General features: G+C 62.0%; 14 protein-coding genes. 5 read left to right on the forward strand and 9 right to left on the reverse strand.

Annotated features, from left to right (window positions below; translation table 11 throughout):
* Positions 1–147 precede the first annotated feature (147 nt).
* Both rpmB and J8C05_RS12640 read right to left on the reverse strand, forming a co-directional pair.
* Positions 148–384: a 50S ribosomal protein L28 gene (gene rpmB / locus J8C05_RS12635; RefSeq protein ID WP_041569990.1), complete on the reverse strand. Its 237-nt coding sequence runs from the start codon at positions 382–384 to the stop codon at positions 148–150.
* A gap of 135 nt (positions 385–519) precedes the next feature.
* Positions 520–1,833, reverse strand: a complete 1,314-nt coding sequence (locus J8C05_RS12640) for a HEAT repeat domain-containing protein (RefSeq protein ID WP_211423883.1) — start codon at positions 1,831–1,833, stop codon at positions 520–522.
* 93 nt (positions 1,834–1,926) lie between these two features.
* Between J8C05_RS12640 and J8C05_RS12645 the strand changes: the two genes are divergently transcribed.
* The 3 genes from J8C05_RS12645 (at position 1,927) to J8C05_RS12655 (ending at position 4,614) form a co-directional block, all read left to right on the forward strand.
* Positions 1,927–2,340, forward strand: a complete 414-nt coding sequence (locus tag J8C05_RS12645) for an acyl-CoA thioesterase (RefSeq protein WP_014101164.1) — start codon at positions 1,927–1,929, stop codon at positions 2,338–2,340.
* Positions 2,337–2,918 (forward strand): cob(I)yrinic acid a,c-diamide adenosyltransferase, encoded by a 582-nt coding sequence (cobO, locus tag J8C05_RS12650; protein WP_058868419.1) that lies wholly within the window; start codon positions 2,337–2,339, stop codon positions 2,916–2,918. The genes J8C05_RS12645 and cobO overlap by 4 nt, the downstream gene beginning before the upstream one ends.
* A gap of 160 nt (positions 2,919–3,078) precedes the next feature.
* A complete protein-coding gene (locus J8C05_RS12655) occupies positions 3,079–4,614 on the forward strand; it encodes a hypothetical protein (RefSeq protein WP_211423884.1) in 1,536 nt (511 codons plus the stop codon).
* A 53-nt stretch (positions 4,615–4,667) separates the two neighbouring features.
* Here J8C05_RS12655 and J8C05_RS12660 read toward each other — a convergent pair whose 3' ends face one another.
* Complete coding sequence (locus tag J8C05_RS12660; protein WP_211423885.1) at positions 4,668–5,558, reverse strand: DMT family transporter; 891 nt, start codon at positions 5,556–5,558, stop codon at positions 4,668–4,670.
* Between the two features lie 381 nt (positions 5,559–5,939).
* Between J8C05_RS12660 and J8C05_RS12665 the strand changes: the two genes are divergently transcribed.
* Positions 5,940–7,265 (forward strand): hypothetical protein, encoded by a 1,326-nt coding sequence (locus J8C05_RS12665; protein ID WP_246840805.1) that lies wholly within the window; start codon positions 5,940–5,942, stop codon positions 7,263–7,265.
* 153 nt (positions 7,266–7,418) lie between these two features.
* On the opposite strand, the gene hpf is transcribed toward J8C05_RS12665, so the two are convergent.
* From hpf to J8C05_RS12685, 4 genes are all read right to left on the reverse strand, one after another.
* Complete coding sequence (gene hpf, locus J8C05_RS12670) at positions 7,419–7,985, reverse strand: ribosome hibernation-promoting factor, HPF/YfiA family (RefSeq protein WP_058868423.1); 567 nt, start codon at positions 7,983–7,985, stop codon at positions 7,419–7,421.
* A gap of 235 nt (positions 7,986–8,220) precedes the next feature.
* Complete coding sequence (locus tag J8C05_RS12675) at positions 8,221–9,219, reverse strand: serine hydrolase (RefSeq protein WP_211423886.1); 999 nt, start codon at positions 9,217–9,219, stop codon at positions 8,221–8,223.
* A gap of 115 nt (positions 9,220–9,334) precedes the next feature.
* Positions 9,335–9,880, reverse strand: a complete 546-nt coding sequence (locus J8C05_RS12680) for an HNH endonuclease (RefSeq protein ID WP_058868425.1) — start codon at positions 9,878–9,880, stop codon at positions 9,335–9,337.
* A 170-nt stretch (positions 9,881–10,050) separates the two neighbouring features.
* Positions 10,051–11,001, reverse strand: coding sequence for a universal stress protein (locus J8C05_RS12685; protein ID WP_211423887.1), 951 nt, complete (start codon positions 10,999–11,001; stop codon positions 10,051–10,053).
* Between the two features lie 225 nt (positions 11,002–11,226).
* On the opposite strand from J8C05_RS12685, the gene J8C05_RS12690 reads away from it, so the two are divergent.
* Positions 11,227–12,258, forward strand: coding sequence for an aldo/keto reductase (locus J8C05_RS12690; RefSeq protein WP_459543863.1), 1,032 nt, complete (start codon positions 11,227–11,229; stop codon positions 12,256–12,258).
* Positions 12,259–12,286: 28 nt separating this feature from the next.
* Here J8C05_RS12690 and J8C05_RS12695 read toward each other — a convergent pair whose 3' ends face one another.
* Both J8C05_RS12695 and J8C05_RS12700 read right to left on the reverse strand, forming a co-directional pair.
* Complete coding sequence (locus J8C05_RS12695; RefSeq protein ID WP_211423888.1) at positions 12,287–13,030, reverse strand: superoxide dismutase; 744 nt, start codon at positions 13,028–13,030, stop codon at positions 12,287–12,289.
* A gap of 87 nt (positions 13,031–13,117) precedes the next feature.
* Complete coding sequence (locus J8C05_RS12700) at positions 13,118–13,675, reverse strand: flavodoxin family protein (protein WP_211423889.1); 558 nt, start codon at positions 13,673–13,675, stop codon at positions 13,118–13,120.
* Positions 13,676–13,734 lie beyond the last annotated feature (59 nt).

Consider the following 13,734-nt stretch of genomic DNA (forward strand, 5'->3'; position numbering starts at 1 on the left):
TGGCGTCTGACCGGCTGTTGACGGTGGCAAGGTTTCGTATGATGCAAAAAACCGCTGCGCAAGGGAATAACGCCTAACGCAGCGGTCTCGATGTTTCAAGCAGAAAAGGCGGCTGGAAAGCCCTTCGCAAGCTGAGCTTTTCCTGCTTCAGATTTTCCTGCCCTCTTCCCGCATTTTCTTCAGGACGTACTCAATCCCATACCGGTTGATGGTTTTGATGGCGCGCGCCGAAAGACGCAGCCGTACCCACCGGTTTTCACTCGGCACCCAGAACCGCTGCCGTTGCAGGTTGGGCAGAAAACGCCGCTTCGTGCGGTTGTTCGCGTGCGATACGTTGTGGCCCGACATCGGGCGCTTTCCGGTCACTTGACAAACCTTGGCCATGACATCTCACCTCGCTTCCCGCGCAGCTTCAAAAGCCGGTGTTTATAGCCCAAGTCGTTTTCGTCCGCAACCCGAAAACCAAAAGCACCCGGACTGGCCGCCGTCTCACCACATCCAATCACCAGCCACTGGCCACTAGTCACGAACAGCACCGGCACGGGTCTCAATCTGCCGGATGGCACGGTTGGCAGCATTGACAATCCGGCGGTCACGGTCGCTGAGGAATGGACGCAACGCCGGAAGATCATCGCGTGTCCCTACCTGTCCCAGCGCGCGCAGCATCCGCTCTGTGCCACGTGGTCCGGCTATGCGCAGGTAGGGATGCAGATCGGCCGTCCGCGTCAGTGAAAGCAGGTAGCTTTCGGCCTGCTCCCCATACCGGCGTGAGTCAAGCTGCCTTATCACATCCTGCAGAAACTCCCGGCGTCCCAGCCGGTAGAGCGCAAACGCCTGCGCCAGCCGTACCCGTTCGTCCTTCTCGGCGAGACGGCGGTTGGAAAGCTCATCCACGTAGGCCGTAGCCTCACAGCGTCCCAGCCCTTCGGCGGCAAAGCGGCGGCGCTCCGCACTTGGATGGTCGAGGTTTTCCCTGAAAACAGACTCGCTCATCGGATCGCCAATGCGCGCCAGGGCCGCGAGAATCCGCGTCTGCTGGTCGGCATCCCGTCCGGGCCGGGCAGCACGGTAGCGCGCCATCAGCGGCGTCACCGCCTCACGGGTCCGCAGCCGCCCCAGCGTCTCGACAGCCTGCCGGCGCACGTTGGCATCCGGGTCATCCAGATAGGGCAAAACGTGCAGGCCATATTCAGGACGTCCAAACTTTGCCAGTACGCGGAAAATGTCCTCACGCAGGTCGGCATCGCCCAGCGCCTCGACCATGGCGCTCACCATGCTCTCGCCCCGCAAAACGCCCAGCGCCCGCACGGCCACCCGCCGGTTGTCCACCCGGGCGTCATCGCGCATGGCGTCAGCCAAGGCCTGCAGGACAGCCGGAGCAACCTCCGTACCCGGCAGAACCATGGTCAGATCGTCAGTTTCCAGAAAGGGATTGAACCGGTCCAATCCGCGCCGGCGCGCGAAGACAAACTCGATGTCTTCCTCGATGTAAAACAGCAGCAGGGCGCGCAGTACGGCCCGCCGTACGTCGGCGTCCGGCCCGCGCAGGGCCTCGATGAGCGGTGGAAGCGTCTGTGGGTCCTTGATTTTCCCCAGCGCCACGGCGGCTTCGGCCCGCACCTGTGGGTCAAGATCGTTCCTGAGGACCTCCAGCAACGCCGGCACGGCCGCCTGCAACCGGCGGTCGCCCAGTGCCACGGCGGCGCGCTGGCGTGTGCGCCGGTCGGGACTCGTCAAATCGGCCAGGTAGCGGTCCTGCCCCAGCACCGGCAGCCAGAGGCCCACCACACATCCTGTCAACCACAGCACAAGCAGTGAATGAAAAAAGCGCATAGGGGAGCCGATGCTAACCAACCGTTGACCGGGTTTCAATGAATGGCCTAGCTTGCGGCGCGTCTCCCCACTTTTCCCGGTGGCTTGCAACCCATGCCCGAACGAACCCTTCCGCCGACCCCGGCCATTCGGACAACCATGCTGCCCCGCGACACCAACGCGCTGGGTACGATTTTCGGTGGCGTCATTCTGAGTTACATTGACCTCGCCGGCGCCATCGAAGCCCGCCGCATTGCTGTGCATCGGTACGTCACCGTCGCCATGCGCGAAGTGGTCTTTGTCGCGCCGGTGTACGTGGGCGACACCGTGAGCTTCTACGCCCAGGTTGAAAAGATTGGGCGCACATCCATCACCATACGTGTCACGGTGGATGCCGAGCGGATGCGTGAACCGAACACCGTCGTGCGCGTGACTGAAGCTGATGTGGTATATGTGGCGATGAGCGACGACGGACGCCCCACCCCCATTTTTCCTGAATCCACCCCTCCGGCACACACCACCGTATGACCCCATCGGACACACCCACCCCAGAAGCGCGCGCGGCAAAGCGCAAGCGCGTTCCCCTCGTCATCGTCAACACCGGTCACGGCAAAGGAAAAACCACAGCCGCACTGGGAACCCTGATGCGCGCCGTCGCCCACGGCTTCAAGGTCATCATGCTGCAATTCATCAAGACGACCGAAGACCCACGGTTTGGCGTCTATGGCGAGATTCAGAGCGCCCAAAAGCTGGGTTTTGAAATTCTGCCGCTTGGCGACGGCTTCACCTGGGACACCAATGACCCCGAACGCGACCGGCAGACGGCCCGCCGCGCCTGGGAAATCTGCAAGGCCAAACTCCAGTCGCCGGAATACGACATCGTAGCACTGGACGAAATCACCTACGCCTTCACCTTCGGCTGGCTCACCACTGCCGAAGTCATCGAAGCCATCCAGAACCGTCCGCCGCACATGCACGTCATTCTGACCGGACGGGATGCGCCGCCCGAAATCATCGAGATGGCCGACCTGGTGACGGAAATGCGCGAAGTCAAGCATCCCTTCACCACCCGGCGGGTCGTGGCGCAGATTGGCATCGAGTTCTGAACCATTCCCTCGAAACGTTTTCCCTGCCTGAGCCGGAGAATGGCCGGGCAGCCGTCTACTCACAGGAAGCTGACACCAAGGACGTTGGGTTGGGAACCTTTGGGCGTGTGATACGTCCACAGCGCCGCATATCACCCAACTTCGTGGAGGTCAGCCCAATATGACGCGCCTGTTTTCACTTGTCCTGGCCGGACTCACCATCGGCACGGCAGCCGTGGCCGGATACCTGGAACGCACCTCACCAACTCCTGTGCCCATCACCACCCCCCAGCCCCCTGAAGCCGAAGCCCTTCCACCGGAACCCCAGCCCCAGCCCGCTCCGCGACCGGCTTCCGATCCGGGACGGAAACTTTCCCCGAAGGAAGCGGCGGAGTACCAGCGCGCCATTGCCGCCACAGCCGGCATGGTGCAGGACGCCCAAGCCATTGCCCTGGCCCAAAAATACGGCCTCGACATCGTCAACCTCACCTGGGAAGACACCGGACGCTACAAAAACTCCGCCGTCGGCCCCAACATCAGCGACATGACCATCCAGGTCGGCTTTGAAGACCCCACTACAAGACAGTTCCAAGTCACCTGCATGCCGGTCATCCGCTACCCCAACTTCCGGGACCTCACCTGCGACCTCGACCCCAGCGACTTCACCCTGCTCGTGGGCAATCACCACGGGCAACCCCTGCGGCGCATCTCGCTGTATGACTTTCTTGCCCATCCGCGTTCGTATCTGACCAACCCGGCTTCGTGGCGTGGCGAAAAGCACAGCCTGCTGGTTCCGCGCGACAGCAAGGTGCTCGTCAGCGCCCAGGCGTGTTTTCTGCCAATTCCCAAAAGCGGCAAGGCGACGTTCAACCCTGTGCTGTTCAACTACCAGTCCCGGAAAGGCGACCCGGCGGTGCTGACGATTCTGGCCACACGGGAAGGGACGAGCGTCACGGTGATTGATAATGAACGGGATGCGTTTCGCAACGGCAGCATCTGGGGGCAGCGGTTGTTTTTCAATGCCAATGGGCAGCGGGCAAGTCTGACGGGCGAACGGGAGAGTGACTTTGTGGCGAAGGGGGGCGATCGGACATCGCCGACGCCGGGCGCGCCGGGTCAGACTTCAGGACTCAACCTGGTGCTGCTTATCCAGGTGCCCCTCAAACAGCGGCCACTTCCCCGAAGCAAGCCTCCAATGGTTCCGGGCATTGCCTACGAGTCAAAGGCAGCAGGCATGCCCGCCCCGCGCGCCAGCGACATCGAAAATGCCATCATCGGACACGGCGATCTGGAAGGGCCCTTTACCGAGATTGATAACCTCGCCATCGAACGCGATGAGCGCTTCCCGGTGCGCGTCACGGTTCAGTTTTACAAAGCGACCTCGAACGGCGTCGCCACGGAAGCCGACATTGCGGCTATCAAGGCCAACATCGAGCGCATCTACGCCCAGAGCACCGATGTGGGCAGCCTCGTCACCGGTGGCGAAACCGGGCGGGTGACGGAATATGAGGGCGTCAAGGTACAGCCGACGGACTGGTGGGAAGACTTCTGGGAACGCTACGAAGCGAGCACCGGCATTTCACGCTACGAAGCCATCCGGCGGCTGCGCGAGCTGTTGGGAACGAACTTCCGGCAGCAACCGGTCTGTGAACTCTACCTGCGCGATCTGCTGCGCTCAGCAGGCAGGAAGCACCCACACCGCAAGCCAGCCAGCTAAGGCCAAACCGGCCATTGCCCGACGTGGCCACCACGTCGGGCGTTTTTGTGCTCTCAAGTGTTTGCGGTTTTTCCAAGCTGACGCCAGACAATGACGCCAACCACGATGGCCCCGCCAATGAGCGCCATGGCGGACGGCCGTTCACCGGTGGCCAAGGCGACCCAGATAGGATTCAGGATTGGCTCCAGCATCGCCAGCAGGGTGCTTTCCAGCGCCGAGACGCGATTGACCCCGATGGCGAACAGGACGTAAGCCACGCCAATCTGAAGTATTCCCAAACCGGCGAGCAGCCAGAGGGTGGTGACTGGCAACGGAAGCGAAGCCACAATAGCCGGAGCGCAGCACAGGGCCGTCAGGGCATTGCCCAGGGCAATCAAGACGAGACTTGAGGGCGGCGTGCCGCCGGTCGGCGGCTGGGTGCGGGCATCAGCCCGCAGGCAGATGGCAATCCCGGCAAAGCCGATCCCGGAGACAATGGCCAGCAGGTTGCCGAACATCCCGGACGGACTGAGCCGGTCCAGAAAAAACCACGCCATGCCAAAGAAACAGCCGCCGATGGACCAGCGGTCGCGGCGATGGATGGGTTCACCGAGCAGCGGCCGCGCCAGTACGGCAACAAAAATGGGCGCGGTGTATTGCAGCAAAATGGCATTGGCCGCCGTGGTGAGCTTGTTGGCCCAGGTAAAGGCAATCATGGTCAACGCATAGCTGGCCGCACCCCACCACACGTAGCGCCGCGCGAGCGTCGTCTGGAGCAGATTGCCTTGGTGGGATGCCTGCTGCCAGAGCAGCGCCGCGGCCAGCACGAAGAGGGCAAAGAAACTCCGCACACCGGCGATGGCAAACGCATCGGCGTGGGCTGACTTGATGCCGACGCCGCCGAGACTCCAGAGTGCCGCAGCCGCGATGACGCACATGATGCCGAGCCACTGTCGTTGCTGCATAAAAGGCAAAGTAAGGCTGAACTCCACTTCTTCAGGGATTGACACGGTCACGTATCATGTTCGCGTGTCACGGTTATGCGCGTTGTGCTGCGTTTTATGACGCATTGTAAGAGACGCCAGCAGTAAGCCTCTTTCGGTTAGGCCATAGCTCCGTGGGCGTCCATCTCTGGCGGTTGGCCTGACCTGACGCGCGCGTTTTTGCCCAAACCAACCGGTGACGGAATTCATCCGCCGCCATGTGCCCCACACGCAACCCACCTGGAGGACAATGTCAGGCCCAAAAGCAAGCCATCCAAAAATCCAGCAACATCGGCCCCGGCACCGAAACTTTCCCCGAAGGAAGCGGCGGAGTACCAGCGCACCATCGCCGCTACAGCCGATATGGTGCGCAATACCCACACCCGTGCCCTTGTCCAGAAATACGGCCTCGACATCGTCAACCTCACCTGGGAAGACACCGGACGCTACAAAAACTCCGCCGTCGGCCCCAACATCAGCGACATGACCATCCAGGTCGGCCTCGAAGACCCGGCTACAGGGAGCCTTGAAGTCACCTGCATGCCGGTCATCCGCTACCCCAACTTCCGCGACCTCACCTGCGACCTCGACCCGCGCGACTTCACCCTGCTCGTGGGCAACCACCAGGGGCAATCCCTGCGGCGCGTCTCGCTGTATGACTTTCTTGCCGATCCGCTTCCTTACCTGACCAATCCGGACTCTTGGCGTGACTCGTGGCTTGACTTTTCGGAGTGCAGCAAAAAGCGCAGCCTGCTGGCTCCGCGCGACACCCGGGTGCTCGTCAGCGCCCAGGCGTGTTTTCTGCCGATTCCCAAAAGCGGCAAGGCGACGTTCAATCCCGTGTTGTTCAACTACCAATCCAAGAAAGGCGACCCGGCGGTGCTGACGATTCTGGCGACGCGGGAGGGGACGAGCGTCACGGTGATTGATAATGAACGGGATGCGTTTCGCAGCGGCAGTGTGTGGGGGCAGCGGTTGTTTTTCAATGCCAACGGGCAGCGGGCAAGTCTGACGGGCGAACGGGAGAGTGACTTTGTGGCGAAGGGGGGCGACCAGACTTCGCCGACGCCGGGCGCGCCCGGTCAGACTTCGGGACTCAACCTGGTGCTGCTCATCCAGGTGCCCCTCAAACAACAGCCTCCTCCGGCACCCAGGGCTAAGATCGGTTTTGAGGAGATGATTCCCCCTTGCCAGGCAGCCTATCCCCTCCCCAGTTTTGGGAGCGATATTGAAGATGCCGTGATCGGACACGGCAAGCTGGAAGGGCGCTTCACCGAGATTGACAACCTCGCCATCGAACGCGATGAACGCTTCCCGGTGCGCGTCACGGTTCAGTTTTACAAAGCGACCTCGAACGGCGTTGCCACGGAAGCCGACATTGCGGCTATCAAGGCCAACATCGAGCGCATCTACGTCCAGAGCGAAGATGCCGGCAGCCTTGTGACCGGCGGCAAGACCGGACGGGTCACGGAGTACGAGGGCGCCAAGGTGCAGCCAACAGACTGGTGGGAAGACTTCTGGGAACGCTACGAAGCGAGCACCGGCATCGGACGCTACGAAGCCATCCAGCGGCTGCGCCAGCTTCTGGGTTCGCATTTCCGGCAGGAACCGGTCTGCGAGCTGTACCTGCGCGATCTGTTGCGATCATCGGGACTCAGGAAACCAGATTCCAAGCCCGCCACCCTCTGACCAGAGCCACAGTTGATGGGCCGGAGGTGAGAGGCCGGATGTCGCCCGACGTGGCACAGCCACGTCGGGCTTTTTTCCTGCGCGCAGCTTTTCCAAGTGCAACACGGAGCTGGGAGCTTTGCGTCCGGCCGGACACGCTTTCAGGCGCAGGTCTTACGGTTCAATGAGGCCGAAATTGCCATCCGGGCGACGGTAGAGCACACCAACGCGATCGGTGACCATGTTGCGGAAAACAACGAACTGGTCCTTCGGCGACAGACTGGCCGCTGCGTCATCCGGCGTCATGGGTTTGATGGCATAGCGGCGCGTCGGAATGATGCGTGGTTTTTTCGTGGCCTCTGGCGCAGCTTCGTCTGCCGTGACCTCGGCTTCCGAACGGGCCGCTTCAGCGGCTGCCGTGACTTCCTTGACGCTGGCACGGGTCTTCCGTTTGGTCTCGACCTTTTCCTTGAGCTTGTTGACCTGGCGGGCCAGCTTTTCCGTCGCCTGGGTGATGGATTGGTACATGTCGTCGGTCGTGGCCTTGCCAGTCAGGACCTGCTCGCCCATGGTCAGCACGAGTTCCGCCAGGTTACGGTGTTTCTCGATGGCCATCGTGAGATGCAGGCGGATATGGTCCCGGTCATCGAGCAGTTTGGCAACTTTCTTGGTTTGCTCGCGGGCAAACTTCTTGATGGCAGGCGTCAGGGTGAAGTGCCGTACAGTAAAGTCAAGTTTCATTGTTGACGAAAAAGCTCCTGAGTTGACATCCGCACCGCTTGAAGACCGGAAATTCCTGGCTGTGCAGGCGTTGTGTTCCGCGTCCCCTCCAGTGGGCTGTCTTGAACCTGGTAACGCCTCCATTATAGGACGGCAAAGCCGGCCACGCTATTTTTTCCTTGGCTGGCAGACGCTGCCACCTTCGGACTCAGGGCAAGAATAGACGGCGTGTTGTGGGCTGACTCAGCAGCAGGCATCAGCGGGAGGGCGGTTTGCGCTCGGCGCGCCGTTCTGCAGGCGAAGCCGGCGCGGCCAGACCTTCCAGCAGCAGGTCAACGATGTCGGCAATGAGCAGGTGGCCTTCGGCTTCGCTGCAATAGTCCACGACCGGGATGTCCTCAACCGTAATGGCCATGGCAATGCGTCCGTGTTTCGTATAGACGATGCCGATGTCGCTGCGCAGATGGTCCAGCGCGCCCGGCTTGTTGGCAACTTCAACACCACGCAGGCGCCGGCCGATGCCCTCCCGATACTGCTGGCGTTTCATAATGGCCAGCATTTCCCGTGACGCCTCCGGGCTGACCATCGTCCCGCGCTCCAGACCTTCCAGCAGCCGGACCATCTCGCGCGGGGTCGCGACGCCGATGCCGTACTTTTTGTTTTCTTCGAGGTTGCTCTCGCGGAAGGTGCTTTCACCGCCACCGGCGATCTTGCGCAGGGAACGGATGTGCTCGAAACCCATCTTTGCCAGGCGGTCATTGACCGCATCCGTGGTGATCCGGTCAAGCAGGATGTTGGTGGCGATGTTGTCACTGACGACAATCATCAGCCGCACGGCATCACGGACGGTGATCTGGGTGCCCGGCGTCAGCTCAAACAGCACGCCGCCGTCTTCATACTCATGCCGCCGGACGACGGTCAGCTTGTCATCCCAACGCAGCCTGCCTTCGGCCACCTGGGCGAAGACTTCCACCATGATGGGCACCTTGATGGTGCTTGCCGTCCGCACCCTGGCATCCGGGTTGTAACCGAAGGTTTCACCGGTATCGAGATTTTTGGCGAAGCAGAAGACCTTGCCTTTGAAAGCCGCCAGCCGACGCTGCAGGCGGCGCATCATGGCAGCCGTCTGGCGTGCCGGACGCTCCTCCGCCGGCGTTTCCGCCCCGGCTGTGGCCGCACCGGACTGCGCCAGCGCCGATACCGGCAGTCCGCCCCACAGCCCGCCGGTTACACTCCACAGGCTGAAACAGACCAAGCCGAGACTTGCCCGCCATATCAGACGGGAACCGGTGCGTACCAACACGTTGAACCCTCACCAACGAATGGGCAAAAACGAAACAGCGCGCATCGGATACGTCCGACGCGCGCTGTCAGGCAGCCGCCGCATCGTCAAGATAGAGATACTTACGCCACTCCGGACGGGAGGCCGCGGCGTGATGCAGCGCCGTCAGGTCAAGGTCATGCCACAGGGCGGCCGGATTCGACAGCAGTGGCATGCGGGCCTCATCCGGGGTCCGGTCGCCCTTGCGCTGGTTGCAGTCGTGGCAGCAGGCGCAAAGGTTTTCAGCCACTGACTGTCCACCCCGTGACCGGGGTACGATGTGGTCCAGCGTCAGGTCAGCGGCCGTGCCCCGCTTGTTGCAGTATTGGCACCGGTACCGGTCACGGATGAGAATCTTCGTCCGCAACCCACCCGATGAGCGCCGCCGCTTGCGGACGTTGACGTACTCGTGTAACCGCACCACCGAGGGACAGGCGAACGTAAACCGCACCGTTCGCAAAACCCGGTCGCCATCCTTTTCGAGGACCTCGGCCGTCCGCTGCCAGACCATACGCAGAGCGCGTGGCACCGAGACCAGACCGAGCGGTTCATACGAGGCATTGAGCAGGAGGACTTTCCGTTGCGCAATGATCAAGCTCGCACTCTCCTTCCGTACAAGCCCAGACGGCGCGACCCCGCCAGGAAACCAGGGCCATGCACACCTGGAGCATGGGGGTTGCCCTATGATGCGCGAAACCGGCGCGGACTGACAACCCCTTGTATCGGCGACGAGCGGCCTTTTCCAGCCATGTCCAACGCTTCCGCTCAGGAAGGCGTTGAGCCGTCCGCTTCATCCCGGCGGCGGATGACTTCGACCGTACATGGCGCATGGGCGACGATGGCCGACGACACACTCCCGATGAAAAACCGCTCTGCCCCGGAAAGGTCGCGCGTGCCGAGGACCACCGCATCGGCGGGCCACTTCTCGGCGATGTCCAGTAAAACACTCTTGGGATCGCCCTCGATGACTTCCCGCGACAGGGTCACTTTCCAATCGGGATAGGCCGCCAGCAGTTTTTCCTGTACCGCAGTGGCCGCCTCGGCCGCCGTGCGACGCAACTCATCAATTGTGTCGGACGGCACCACGGCCACGCTGCTCCCCAGAATATCGCTGCTGAAATACTCAAAGACGCCGGTCGCCGTCACCAGCTTGACCTGGGTCTGGGGTGGAAAATGGCGCGCGGACAGCGCCGCCACGACCACTTCGGAAGCCGGAGTTTCATCCACCCCCACCAGAATGCGCAGCGGCTCACTGTCAGGACGTTCCAGCCGGCGGCCAATCCGTACGGCCGAGCGTGCCTCCAGCATGACCTTGCGCGACACACTTCCGAAAAACAGCCGCCCCAGGGTCGAGCGTCCGTGGGAACCCAGCACAATCAAATCCGGCGACCATTCATCGGCAAAGTTGAGAATCTCCCGCGCCGGCGCGCCGGCGCGGGTTTCCTCGCGCACGACCCACTGCGGAAAGCGGCGGCGGAGAATGTCCGCGGCGCTGCGCGCCCAGTGGCGCGGCACGGCCAGACGGGCGTCTTCGAGATACAGGATTTCCTCCGGGGTCCGTGGTGGAAACAGCGGCACCCGGTCGGCAATGGAAAGGACAACGGCCTCGCCCTCCGGCGGCAATCCGGCGTGAACCAGGTCGGAAATGGCGGCAAAGCTCGCCGGGGAGCCATCCGTGGCAACCAAAACCTTACGAACCGTGTAATCAGCAGGCATGAGGGCATCTCCTTTGAAGACAGTCCACCCGGACGGGGCCGCAGAGGGCAGCGCCGTAACGGATCGGGTTTCTGTCATGAGTCTATAACGTAACGCCCCTTTGGCCGGGCCGTTTTTCAGCGAAAGGTCATTTCATGCCTGCCCGGTTTGGTCTATGAAGCAGGGACGGCACGCCCGGCGTCCACGGTCGGGCGCGGCCGATGTCTCTGAACTGAGGAAAAGCCCATGATGCGATACAAACTGCTTGGCGCCAGCGGACTGCGGGTTTCCGAACTCTGCCTGGGGGCGATGACCTTCGGCGAAGCCTGGGGAACCGGAGCCTCGAAGGACGAAAGCCGCGCGATGCTTGAAGCCTATGCGGAAGCCGGTGGAAACTTCATTGACACAGCAAACTTCTACACCAAAGGCGAAAGTGAGACGTTCATCGGAGAGTTCATCCGGGGCGAACGCGAACGGTGGGTCATTGCGACCAAGTACAGCCTTGACACGAGCGGCTGTGGTGAAGTCAATGCCTCCGGCAACCACCGCAAGAATATGATGCAGGCGGTCGAAGCCAGCCTGCGCCGTCTCCAGACGGAGTACATTGACCTGCTCTGGCTGCACGTCTGGGACTTCACCACGCCCATTGAAGAAGTCATGCGGGGCTTTGACGACCTCGTGCGCCAGGGCAAGGTGCTCTATGCCGGCATCTCCGACACCCCGGCCTGGATTGTGGCTTCCGCCAACACCCTCGCTCAGCTTCGGGGCTGGACGCCCTTTGTCGGCCTTCAGATCGAATACTCCCTGCGCGAACGAACCCCTGAACGCGAACTGCTGCCGATGGCCGCGCACTTCAACATTGGCATCACGGCCTGGAGTCCGCTCGGCGGCGGGGTCCTGACGGGCAAATACAACAACCTCAAGGAAGGTGATGCCCTCCCCGGACGCCTCAAAACCACCAAGGAGCGCGACCGGGAACTGGCGCAACTCGTCATGACGATTGCCGAGGACATCGGGCGCTCACCGGCGCAGGTGGCCCTGAACTGGTTGCGTCAGCGTCCCCAGCCCATCATTCCGATTCTGGGCGCGCGGACGCTTCCCCAGCTCAAGGACAACCTTGCCTGTCTGGATTTCAGCCTCAGCGAAGAACACCTGGCGCGGCTGACTGAAGCCAGTGCCATCGAGCTGGGCTTCCCGCACCGGTTTTTCCAGGGAGAAACCGTCCGGCAGTTCGCATTTGGCGGCGCGCTCGACAAGATCGACCATCCCCGCCGCTGAGACGATGGCCGCCGTTCGATGCACACATTCAGGCGGCCTTCCGGGCCGCCTCGAAGCGAAGACCGGCAGCCGTCCAGTCGAGCGCATCCCACACAGCGGCAACATACTCGGCGCGGCGGCTCTGATACTTCAAATAGTAGGCGTGCTCCCAGACATCAATGACCAGCAGCGGAACTGCTCCCCACACGGTCAGGTCCTGGTGCTTCTCCACCTGCAACACCATCAGCCGCCGGTCGAGCACGTTGTAGGCCAGCACACCCCAGCCTGATGCCTCAACGGCCACCGTCGCCTTGGTCAGATGGGCTTTGAGCTTGGCCAGGTCGCCAAAATCCCGGTCAATGGCGCGGCTCAGCTCACCTTTGGGTTCGCTGCCCGTGGCAGGCGTCAGGCTCGTCCAGTAGAGCGTGTGCAGGACGTGCCCCGAACCGTGAAAGGCCAGTTCGCGCGACCAGTGCTTGACGAGATCGAAGTTCCCTTCGGCACGGGCGGCGGCAAGCTGCTTCAGCGCCTTGTTCGCGCCATCAACATACGCCTTGTGATGTACGTCGTGGTGCAGGCGTACCGTCGCTTCATCAATGACCGGCTCCAGGGCCTTGTACTCGTACGGAAGCGGCGGCAGCACAAACTGCCCTTCAGCATCGGTCAGACGGCTGGCGGCAGCGAGCTTGTCGTCGTCCACCGCAGAAGCCAGTGCCTCAAAGGTGCTTCCCAGGGCAAAGCCAGCGGTCGTCAGGGCGGTTGCCTTCAGAAATGTGCGTCGGGATTCAGTCATCGAAAGAGTGCTCCTCACAGTGACACAGGCTTGTTCAGCCAGGACATCCAGGGGGGCAGGAATAAGTAGGTTAGTGCAGTCCGCAGTTCAGGTGGTAGCGCCGCGTTGCCAGCGTTGGGCAGCCTTGGCCACGCGCGCACCAAATCGTTCTGCCGTAGCCAGGTCGCCTTCGGACGGCCCCGTGCTGCCGTGATCGGATTGGGCGGCCGCGCCAAGCATGCTTCCAATCCGGTTGATGGCGTCGTCAGCGCGTCCGGCTGGCAGTTCTGCCTGTCCAACCCACAGCATGCCGTGCTGGGCGGCAAAAATGGCCAACTGCACGAGCGTATTGAGTTTGTCACCACTCAGGCTGCCGGAGTTGGTAAACCCGGCGGCAATTTTGTCTTTCCACGCCTGCTGAAGCCAGCGGCGCGACGTGGCATCCATAAAGGTTTTGAATGGCCCCGACACGCTCCCCATGTAGGTTGGCGAGCCAAACACAATGGCATCCGACCTATCCAGGGTTTCCCAGTGGTTTTCAACGTCCTCGACACGGATAAGCTGCGCCGAAACCCCCGGCACACTTTGGACGCCTTCGAGAACAGCGGCCGCCTGCGCAGCCGTGTGGCCGTAGCCACTGTGGTAAACAATCGTTACGCTCGTCATGGTTTTTTGCATCACTCCAGAGGTCTTTCCCCGCGTCCGGTGGCGTGCAGGAGCTGACT

Origin of the sequence: Chloracidobacterium sp. N (genome assembly GCF_018304765.1) — a bacterium.
Taxonomy (GTDB): domain Bacteria; phylum Acidobacteriota; class Blastocatellia; order Chloracidobacteriales; family Chloracidobacteriaceae; genus Chloracidobacterium; species Chloracidobacterium aggregatum.